We start from the raw sequence: 9360 nt of genomic DNA, 5'->3' as shown, positions 1-9360 counted from the left end.
ACCTCCTTGATTATTATTTATGGAAGAACTGCAACGGACCGTTCAAGGTAATAATAGAATAAATCCGTAACCGTGTCAACACCTGATGGGGGGCGGGGGATGGGGGGAAATGGGGGGGGAAAGGGGGGGACAGCGGGGGCGGGAAGTGACGTTTAAAAGGGAAAACGGCCGCTATTATCCCTCTTTTCCTCCTCGCTGCCATCATACAAAAAAGCAAGGCCTTTTTGGGGGTTCTCGCAAGCCTCGAATACGAAAATTTCTCATTGCCGCGGAATATCAGGAAGGGACTGAAAGGTCGTCCGGCTGTCAAAGAGCGGTCGGGATGGCAGAGGGAGATTAAAAAAAACGGTCGCTGTTGTATATGCTCAGTAATTATTTTACGCGAACTTCTCCCCTTGTGATTCTTTAGATATCTTCATCTCCAGTTCTACATACGAAATAACCATATAAATTCCCACGAACACAAGAAAAGCAATTCCCACATAGGTTCTTGGCTCCACACTATATGACAATCGTAGAAAATCGTTCATGTAGACAAAAGCAACAACGTGCGCCGTGTTAAAAAATACATGGGCGGCAATGCATGGGACAAGCGACCTTCTCTTTTCGTACATATAGGCAAGTACCAAGCCCATAATACTGAACAACTGTCCATGATATAGTATGAATACGGTTGCCGTCAGAGGAATAAATAGGGACGGAATAAATAGGAATAAATAGGGACAGCGACCGTTTATTTCTTTTTTGGTCTTCCCCTCGGCAACGCCTTAAGAATCCGTCCTATGGTGCCCTCTATTTTCTCAACGAACCTGTCGTCACCGCACGGTCTACCGGTCAAAGTGCTCTTCCTTATCGTCTCGATGGCAGACTCATCATCCGAGTCCTTCAAGTAATCTTCCCAGCCCTTGATCTTCTTTTCAAGGTGAAGACCACGGGACAGTACCTCATCCGTGCCTTTTTCAATATGTCCGGCGGCGCTTGACCAGGGGTACCTCCTCGCCTTTCTGACTATCCCGGCGCGTACGGGATTGTTCTCCACATAACGGACGGCCGCGAAGAGGTGTTCCTCGTCAAGAGCGCATGAAAAGAAGCGGCCCTGCCAGAGATGGCCCCGCGCTTCTTTCTTCCTGTTATAGTACTGCGAGTATCTCATGTGGAGGGTGTTGAAGGTTTTGGCGAGCGAGTCCGGCCTGTCAGGGACGCAAATGAAGTGCACGTGGTTGGTCATGAGGCAGTAGGCCCATATCCTCGTGTCGTACTTGACGCTGTAATCTTTTAGCCAGTCCAGATACCGGTTGTAATCATCCTCGTCGTCAAAGACGGGCATCCGATAATTACCCCTTTGAGTGACGTGGTGGGGATAACCGACGGCAACGGCTCTTGCGATTCGCGGCATACCGGAAGCATATCAACTCAGACAAGGGATGGTCAACAAAAAACGGTCGCTGTCCCTATTTATTCCTCTATACCATAATGATATGCCGTCTATCATACCCACTTTTATAGCAGGCATCTTTCTGGCTCGTGCCTACAAGCAGTCCGGATCTCTTATTTCACCATTAATAATGCATGCGCTCTACAACAGCCTTTTTTCTTATTTACTCTTTACTTAGCCACCCAAAACTACTTCCACAAAAAGTTCTACCTGTTTTTTTGTCGGCACAAATAGGGATAAATAGGGACGGGATAAATAGGATAAATAGGGAGATAAATAGGGACAGCGACCGTTTATTCCCCCCTTCCCTCCTCCCCAATAATACTCCTCACCAAGGGTTTGTCAACAGAAACACGGGCGGGAATCGTCGAGCCCCCGGTCGACTCCGCTCAGGGCAGGCTTCCTTCGGCGCCCCTCACCCTTCGACAAGCCTGTCGTGAGTTTATCGAACGGCTCAGGGTGAACGTGAGGGGTTTTTAATAGCTGTCCGTCACGGACCCAAACCGGCAAGTTTTCCGTCAGACGAGGCAGACGCACATTTTGGCCCGCAGGCGTATAGTGCTATACGTTGAGGAGCGAAAATGTGCGGCTAACGACGTATGGCGGGGAAATCGCCGGTTTGCAAAACGAAAGCCTTGAACGCCCCGCCAAGCTGTGTTAACCTCGTCTTCTATGCGGCTTACCAGAGAACAGGTTGAGAAGGCCTGCGGGCTTATACTCGAAAGGCTCAAGGAGAAGAAGCTCATCGTCTTCAAGGCCGACGAGGGGAAGGTGCTCGAAAGGATGGTGGAGGTCTTCCTCGAAGACCTCCGGGCCGAAGACAGACTCGACAAGGAAATAGAGGCGATACTCTCCTCCCACTCCAACGCCATCGACGACCAGCGGCTCGACTACAGGAGGATGTTCAACATGATAAAAGGCAAGCTCGCCAGGGAACGGGGGCTGACGCTTTGAGGCTCACGGAGGACAGGATATCCCACGTCTCCCACCTCGTCTCCGACGGCATATGGAAAGACGACATGGTGGACTTCACCGACGACGAGAAGGCCCTTAAGGAGATAAAACGCGTCATAACTGACTACCTGAAGATAGAAGACGCCGCGGACACCACGGCGAGGAACAAGATACGATCGCTCTCACGGGACGTCCCGGAGGGGAGCCGCGAGTGGGACATCCTCTACAAGCAGTACTTCGAGGAGGAGCTCGGCAAGAAGAGGTTCTAAACGCTCCGCCCACCCTTCCCCCTCCCCCCCATACCGTCTATGGACTATAGATACCTTCTACCCCCCCTGGTGGGCGCCGCCATAGGCTGGCTCACCAACTACGTGGCTATAAAGCTCCTCTTCCGGCCCCATCTGCCCATCTCCATCCTGGGTTTCAAGCTCCAGGGGCTCATCCCCAAGAGAAGGAAAGACATCGCCAGGAGCATGGCGCAGACCATCGAGAAGGATCTCCTCTCCTCCAAAGACATCGCCGCCACGCTCAACACGATCGACTGGAAGGACGAGGTGGAGAAGACGGTCGAGGAGGTGGTGGAGCACAGGTTCGCCGCCCGGAGTATAAAAAAAATCCCCCTCGTCGGGCTCGTATCGGAAAACCTCACCTACCACATAAAGTACCTCCTCACCCGCGAAATACTCCGCCACATAGACAAGAACAAGGAAGGCTTCGCCCAAAAGCTTGGCGAGGGGGTGGACGTCCAGGAACTCCTCGTAACGAGGATCGACGACATGGACCTGAAAAGGTTCGAGGACCTCTTGACCGCGTTTATCTCAAACGAGCTGCGCCACATAGAATGGATAGGCGGGATAATGGGCTTCCTGATCGGGCTCACGCAGACCGCGATATTCTATTTCTTCAGATAACAGCCCCATAACCGGATGAAGACCGCCCTTACCATAGCCGGCTCCGACCCTTCCGGGGGCGCGGGAATACAGCGCGACCTCCGGACCTTCCGCGACTTCAAGGTGCGGGGGCTCTCGGCCGTAACCGCCCTGACCGCCCAAAACGGAAAGAGCGTAAAGGCCGTTGAGCCGGTCGCCCCGCGCATCCTCGCGAGGCAGGTAGACGTGCTGCTCGAAGAGTTCGACGTGGACGCCGTAAAACTCGGGATGCTCGCGAACCCCGAAGTAGTGGCGGCGGTTACGCGGCTCATAAAGAGGCACGGACTGAAGAACGTCGTACTCGACCCGGTCTTCCGGGCCTCGCCCGGGCGGGGGCAAAGTGGCCGGGTCGGCCGGCCGCTCCTGACCCCGCTCCGTCCCGGCATAACCGCCCTGAAAAAACTCCTGCCCCTCGTAAGGGTGGTAACGCCCAACCTCGACGAGGCGGCCGTGCTTTCGGGCATAAAGGTAACGGGCGTTAAGTCGATGGAAGAGGCGGCCGAAAGGATCCACGGGCTCGGCCCGGCATGCGTACTCGTAACGGGCGGCCACCTGAAGGGCAGTCCTATCGACGTCCTCTACGACGGAAAGGGGTTTACCCGCTGCGAAGCCCCACGGATAAAGGGTGCCGACACCCACGGCACGGGCTGCATGCTGTCGGCGGCCGTTGCCGCGAAGCTCGCCAGGGGCCGAGGGGTAAAAAAGGCCATCAAGGAGGCGAAGAGGTACGTTACGCTGGAGCTCAGGAGGCGGTCAAAGATTTAACGAGTCCATAAGGCCTTCCACGATCCCCCCCTTGCCCTCGGCACTCCTGGAGTCGGAGACGAACTTGGAGGGGTCGGAAAAGCTGTATATCTGCTTGACCCCGTTCTCCTTCGATACGATATATATACCCGGGTACCCCGGAATACGGTAGGCGTCGGCGAGCTCCTCCTCGTAATGACCGTGCTCCGGATTTATGCGCACCTTCAGGAGCCCCTTCAAGTAGGCGGCCACCTCCGGGGTGGGCAGCGTGTTCTCGTTGAAACTCTTGCAGTAGCCGCACCAGTCCACGTAGAAGTAAACGAGCATGGACTTCCCGGTCTTCTCGTGCTCGGCAAGCGCCCTCTCGTAACCCCCCGCGTCGTTGAACCACGAATATTCGTCCCAGGAGGAGAGGGCCGGAGCAGACTCGGCCTGTGCCGGATAGAAGTGGGTATAGAGCTTAAACCCGGCAAATAATAACAGGGCTATCAGTATCAGCTTCTTCACGCCTTACCCCCTTATATTAGGGCCTAAATCAGGCCGAAACCGGATAATTTAAAGAGCGGAACCATCTGAAAAGTTTACGGTTTCTCCCAAACAGGCTACCACATCTCCCCTCCCGTTGCAACAGCATTGCGCCCTGCCACAACCCGTAATTTGCTTGACATATGACCACCATCTTGGCTAAATAGAAGGTCTGTTTTGAACAAAATACAGGGGAAAAAGGTTCGTATGTTTAAGAAGATGCTCATAGCCAACAGGGGCGAGATAGCCTCACGGATAATCCGTGCCTGCCGGGAGCTCGACATCCCGACCGTGGCCATCTATTCCGAAGAGGACGCCACGAGCCTTTACGTTAAGAAGGCGGACGAGGCGTACATGGTGGGGCCGGGCCCGATCGAGGGCTATCTGAACCGCCACCGCATAGTGGACCTCGCGGTAAAGGTGGGCGTGGACGCCATACACCCCGGCTACGGCTTTCTCTCGGAAAACCCGAAGCTGCCTCTGCTGTGCGAGCGGAGTAGTATCACCTTCATAGGCCCGTCGAGTAAGACCATAGCCGACATGGGGGACAAGATAAGGGCCCGGGAGATGATGCAAAAGGCCGGCGTCCCGGTAGTGCCGGGGACGGAGAACGCTATCGAAGACCCGGACGAGGCCCTTGAGTGGGCCGACCGGATAGGCTACCCGGTGATGGTCAAGGCCTCGGGCGGAGGGGGAGGAAGGGGGCTCAGGATAGCCAGGGACCGGAGTGAGCTCCTCGGCGCCGTCGAGACCGCCAGGAAGGAGGCCGGGGCCGCCTTCGGACTCTCGGACGTCTTCCTGGAAAAATACCTGGAGGAGCCGCACCATATAGAGTTCCAGATACTCGCCGACAACATGGGCAACACCATCCACCTTGGCGAGAGGGACTGCAGCATCCAGCGGCGCCACCAGAAGCTGATCGAGATAGCCCCCTCGCTCCTGCTCGACGAAGAGCTCCGGGCCAGGATGGGCGAGACCGCAATAAAGGCGGCAAAGGCCGTCGGCTACACCAACGCCGGAACGATAGAGTTCCTGGTCGATAAGGACAGGAACTTCTACTTCATCGAGATGAACACCAGGATACAGGTCGAGCACCCGGTGACCGAGGAGGTAACGGGCATAGACCTCGTCAAGAAACAGATCGAGATAGCGGCCGGCAAGCCGCTCGGGCTCGCGCAGGAGGACGTAAAGATACTCGGCTACGCCATGGAGTGCCGCATATGCGCCGAGGACCCGAAGGCGAACTTCATGCCCAACTCCGGCAGGGTAACGGCCTACTACTCGCCCGGAGGTATAGGGGTCAGGATAGACGGCGCCATATACAAGGACTACGTCGTGCCCGACTGCTACGACTCCATGATAGTAAAGCTCATCGTCACGGGCGGCACGTGGGAAGAGACCGTCAAGAGGATGAACCGCTCGCTCGATGAGTTCGTAATACGGGGGCTTAAGACCACGATACCGTTCCTCAGTAACATAATGAACGACGAGGACTTCAAGAACGGCAGGTTCGACACGGGCTACATAGACAGGAAGCCCGAACTTATGGAATACTACGAATACGGAGAGCCAACGGACCTCGTGGCCGCCATATCGGCGGCCATAGCCGCCCACCACGGCTTTTGAGGGAATTCAGGGGGTTTAAGGAAAATATGCCTATAAAAAAGAAAAATACAAAACCGGCCGTAAAGAAAAAAGCCGCCGGGAAAAAAACGGCACCCGGGACGTTCATAACCGATACGGTCCTGAGGGACGCGCACCAGTCACTCCTCGCCACGCGCATGAGGACAGAGGACATGCTCGATGCGTGCAAGACACTCGACAGGATCGGCTACTGGAGCCTCGAGGTGTGGGGCGGGGCCACCTTCGACACCTGCCTCCGGTTCCTCCGGGAGGACCCCTGGGAGAGGCTCCGGAAGCTCAGGAAGGCGCTCCCCAATACCCGGCTCCAGATGCTCCTGAGGGGGCAGAACCTCGTCGGCTACCGCCACTACGCCGACGACGTGGTGGAAAAGTTCGTCGAGAAGGCCGTGGAGAACGGCATGGACGTCTTCCGTATATTCGACGCGCTTAACGACATAAGGAACGTCGAAACGGCCATACGGGCGGTAAAGAAGAACAAGGCCCACGTCGAGGCCTCCATATGCTACACGACGAGCCCGGTCCATACGAACGAGGGGTTCGTGGATATGGCCAAAAAACTAGAAAAACTCGGGGCGGACACCATCTGCATAAAGGACATGGCCGGGCTTCTCACCCCCCCGGCCGCCGTCGACCTCATCACCAAACTAAAGAAGAAGGTCCGGCTGCCTATACACATGCACTCGCACTACTCTTCGGGCCTTGCCTCGATGACGTACCTTAAGTCCATAGAGGCCGGGGCCTCCATAGTGGACACGGCCATATCGAGCCTCGCCTCGGGCACCTCCCAGCCCCCCACCGAAAGCCTCGTGGTGGCCCTGCAGGGTACGCCCTTCGATACAGGCCTGGACCTCTCTCTGCTCTCGGAGGTCGCGGAATATTTTAAGACCATAAGGAAGAAGTACAAGCGCTTCGAGACCACCTACGCGGGCGTAAACACCAAGACACTCGTGGTGCAGGTGCCGGGCGGGATGATATCCAACCTCGCCCACCAGCTTAAAGAACAGAACGCGCTGGACAGGATGGAAGACGTGCTCGACGAGATACCGAGGGTAAGGAAGGAGATGGGCTACCCGCCTCTGGTGACCCCGTCGAGCCAGGTCGTCGGCACGCAGGCCACGCTGAACGTCCTCACGGGCGAGCGCTACAAGGTGATAACGAGCGAGACGAAGAGCTACTTCAAGGGGCTCTACGGCACCCCGCCCGGCAAGGTGGACCCGAAGGCGAGGAAGAAGGCCATAGGGGACGATAAGCCCATAACGTGCCGGCCCGCAGACCTCCTCGAACCCGAGCTCGACAAGGTCACCCGGGAGATCGGCGGAAAGGCAAAGTCGGTCGAGGATATACTCACCTACGCGCTCTTCCCGATGGTGGCGACCGAATTCTTCGAGCAGAGGGCCGCGGGCAAGCTCGAGCCCGAGCCGCTGGAGGAGCCCGAGGCCGCGCACGCCGGGGCGCTTCCGGCCATCCTCGCCCCGAGCGAGTTCATAGTCACGGTCCACGGCGAGAGCTACAGGATAAAGGTCGCCGGCGCGGGACACAAGGTGGAAGGGAAGAGGCCGTTCTTCCTCAAAATCGACAACCGGCTGGAAGAGGTCATGATCGAGTCTCTAGCGGAGATAATCCCCACCACCGCCGGAGAGATAACGGAAGAGGCGACAACCCATTCGGTAAGGCCGAAGGCACGTAGTGAAGGGGACGTAACGACCCCGGTGCCCGGAAAGGTCACCTCCATAAAGGTGGCCGTGGGGGACGAGGTCTCCGAAGGCGACACGGTACTTACGGTCGAGGCGATGAAGATGGAAAACGAGGTGCACGCCCCGCTCGGCGGCACCGTTAAGAGTATCCTCGTTAAGGTAGGCGATGCGGTCAACCCGGACGAGACCCTTTTAGAGCTGGAACCGGCCTGATAATGCCTCAAGCGGTGGAAGTCCTCTCCGTAATATTCCCCGTCTTCTCGATAATAGCGATAGGCTACCTCTTCGCGAGCTTCAAAAAGATAGAGCTCGACTCCATAATGGAAGTCCTGCTCTACGTCACCATACCCGCGCTCGTCATATCCTCGCTCGCCCGTAAGGACATAGTGGTCGGCGATCTCACCTCGGTAGCCCTTGCGGCGGCCGGGGTCGTGGCCGGCACGGCGCTCATAAGCCGCGCCTACCTCTCGGCGACCAACCCGGTGGGCGACAGGCGCGGACTGCGGGGCTTCTACCTCTCCACCATGTTCATGAACTCCGGGAACCTGACGCTGCCCATAGCGCTTCTGGCCTTCGGGAGCGAAGGGCTCGCCGCGGCTGTACTCTACTACGTGGCCATCAGCATCTACGTCTACACGCTCGGGATATACGTGGCCAAGGGGAGCGGCGGGCTCGGAGAGATATTCAAGCTCCCGCTCCTCTACGCCACGGCTATCGGGATAGCCATAAATTTGACGGGCACGGAACTGCCGGGGCCGGTCCTCGTCACCTTCGACATGCTCGGCGCCGCAACCATACCGCTTATGCAGATAAGCCTCGGCTACCAGCTCTACTCGGTAAAGCTCTCGGACTATACGCTCGCCGCGGCCGCCTCGGCCATTCGCATCGGGGGTGGGCTCGCGGCGGCCTACATAATGGTAACGCTCCTGGGGATAGAGGGGGTTACGAGGAAGGTGGTGCTTCTCTCCTCGGCCATGCCTTCGGCCGTGATAAACTTCGTCCTGAGCGTACGCTACAACGTAGAGAGCGAGTTCGTAGCCTCCACCGTGGCCATGAGCACGCTCATAAGCGTCATTACGATACCGCTTCTTCTTGCGTGGCTTATGTAGGGGGAGTTCCGCGGGGCGTCATAAAGATGAAGGCACAAAAAAACCGGCCGGGAAGAGCCCCCCCCGGCCGGAACAAGTACTGACAAGCAATACATGGTAAACAGCCTCTAACCCTCGCCCCCTTCGCCCCCTTCTCCCCCCTCTTCGTCGACAGGGCACGTCTCCAAGGGCCTCCCGTACTTTTCGCTAAGGTACTTCTGCTCTTCCTTTATATGCTCGATCGGGATGCCCTTTGAGAGGTAGACCGCTATCTCGTCTTCCTTTATCCTGACGACTTCCCCCTCCACGACCAGCGGCTCCCTGCCCTTGAAGGTCACGGTGGCCTT

At 57.1% G+C, this 9360-nt stretch carries 10 protein-coding genes; 7 read left to right on the top strand and 3 right to left on the bottom strand.

Annotation, left to right across the window (positions count from 1 at the left end):
• Window positions 1–733: 733 nt before the first annotated feature.
• A complete protein-coding gene (locus V3W31_02220) occupies window positions 734–1396 on the bottom strand; it encodes a transposase (protein ID MEE9613752.1) in 663 nt (220 codons plus the stop codon).
• Window positions 1397–2107: 711 nt separating this feature from the next.
• Here V3W31_02220 and V3W31_02215 point away from each other — a divergent pair.
• The 4 genes from V3W31_02215 to thiD are packed head-to-tail and all read left to right on the top strand — an operon-like array spanning window position 2108 to window position 4083.
• A complete protein-coding gene (locus V3W31_02215) occupies window positions 2108–2389 on the top strand; it encodes a DUF507 family protein (protein ID MEE9613751.1) in 282 nt (93 codons plus the stop codon).
• Entirely contained in the window at window positions 2386–2658 is a 273-nt protein-coding gene (locus tag V3W31_02210; GenBank protein ID MEE9613750.1) for a DUF507 family protein, read from the top strand. The genes V3W31_02215 and V3W31_02210 overlap by 4 nt, the downstream gene beginning before the upstream one ends.
• Before the next feature lie 39 nt (window positions 2659–2697).
• Entirely contained in the window at window positions 2698–3300 is a 603-nt protein-coding gene (locus V3W31_02205; GenBank protein MEE9613749.1) for a DUF445 family protein, read from the top strand.
• A 15-nt stretch (window positions 3301–3315) separates the two neighbouring features.
• Window positions 3316–4083 (top strand): bifunctional hydroxymethylpyrimidine kinase/phosphomethylpyrimidine kinase, encoded by a 768-nt coding sequence (thiD, locus tag V3W31_02200; protein MEE9613748.1) that lies wholly within the window; start codon window positions 3316–3318, stop codon window positions 4081–4083.
• Here the strand turns inward: thiD and V3W31_02195 are convergent.
• Window positions 4072–4569 carry a thioredoxin family protein gene (locus V3W31_02195; protein ID MEE9613747.1) on the bottom strand — a complete coding sequence of 166 codons (498 nt, stop codon included), beginning with the start codon at window positions 4567–4569 and terminating at the stop codon, window positions 4072–4074. The two genes, thiD and V3W31_02195, sit on opposite strands and share 12 nt — an antisense overlap.
• Window positions 4570–4794: 225 nt before the next feature.
• Here V3W31_02195 and accC point away from each other — a divergent pair, with 225 nt between their 5' ends.
• The 3 genes from accC (at window position 4795) to V3W31_02180 (ending at window position 9034) form a co-directional block, all read left to right on the top strand.
• Window positions 4795–6213 (top strand): acetyl-CoA carboxylase biotin carboxylase subunit, encoded by a 1419-nt coding sequence (accC, locus tag V3W31_02190; protein ID MEE9613746.1) that lies wholly within the window; start codon window positions 4795–4797, stop codon window positions 6211–6213.
• Window positions 6214–6368: 155 nt separating this feature from the next.
• Window positions 6369–8138 (top strand): sodium-extruding oxaloacetate decarboxylase subunit alpha, encoded by a 1770-nt coding sequence (gene oadA, locus V3W31_02185; protein ID MEE9613745.1) that lies wholly within the window; start codon window positions 6369–6371, stop codon window positions 8136–8138.
• 2 nt (window positions 8139–8140) lie between these two features.
• The gene (locus V3W31_02180; protein ID MEE9613744.1) at window positions 8141–9034 is read left to right on the top strand and encodes an AEC family transporter; all 894 of its coding nucleotides are present in this window, start codon (window positions 8141–8143) and stop codon (window positions 9032–9034) included.
• Window positions 9035–9141: 107 nt separating this feature from the next.
• On the opposite strand, the gene V3W31_02175 is transcribed toward V3W31_02180, so the two are convergent.
• Window positions 9142–9360, bottom strand: a 219-nt coding sequence (locus tag V3W31_02175; protein ID MEE9613743.1) for a hypothetical protein, incomplete at its 5' end; no start/stop codon positions are given.

Source organism: Thermodesulfobacteriota bacterium (genome assembly GCA_036482575.1).
Taxonomy (GTDB): domain Bacteria; phylum Desulfobacterota; class GWC2-55-46; order GWC2-55-46; family JAUVFY01; genus JAZGJJ01.
This window is presented reverse-complemented; position numbering and strand designations above follow the sequence as displayed.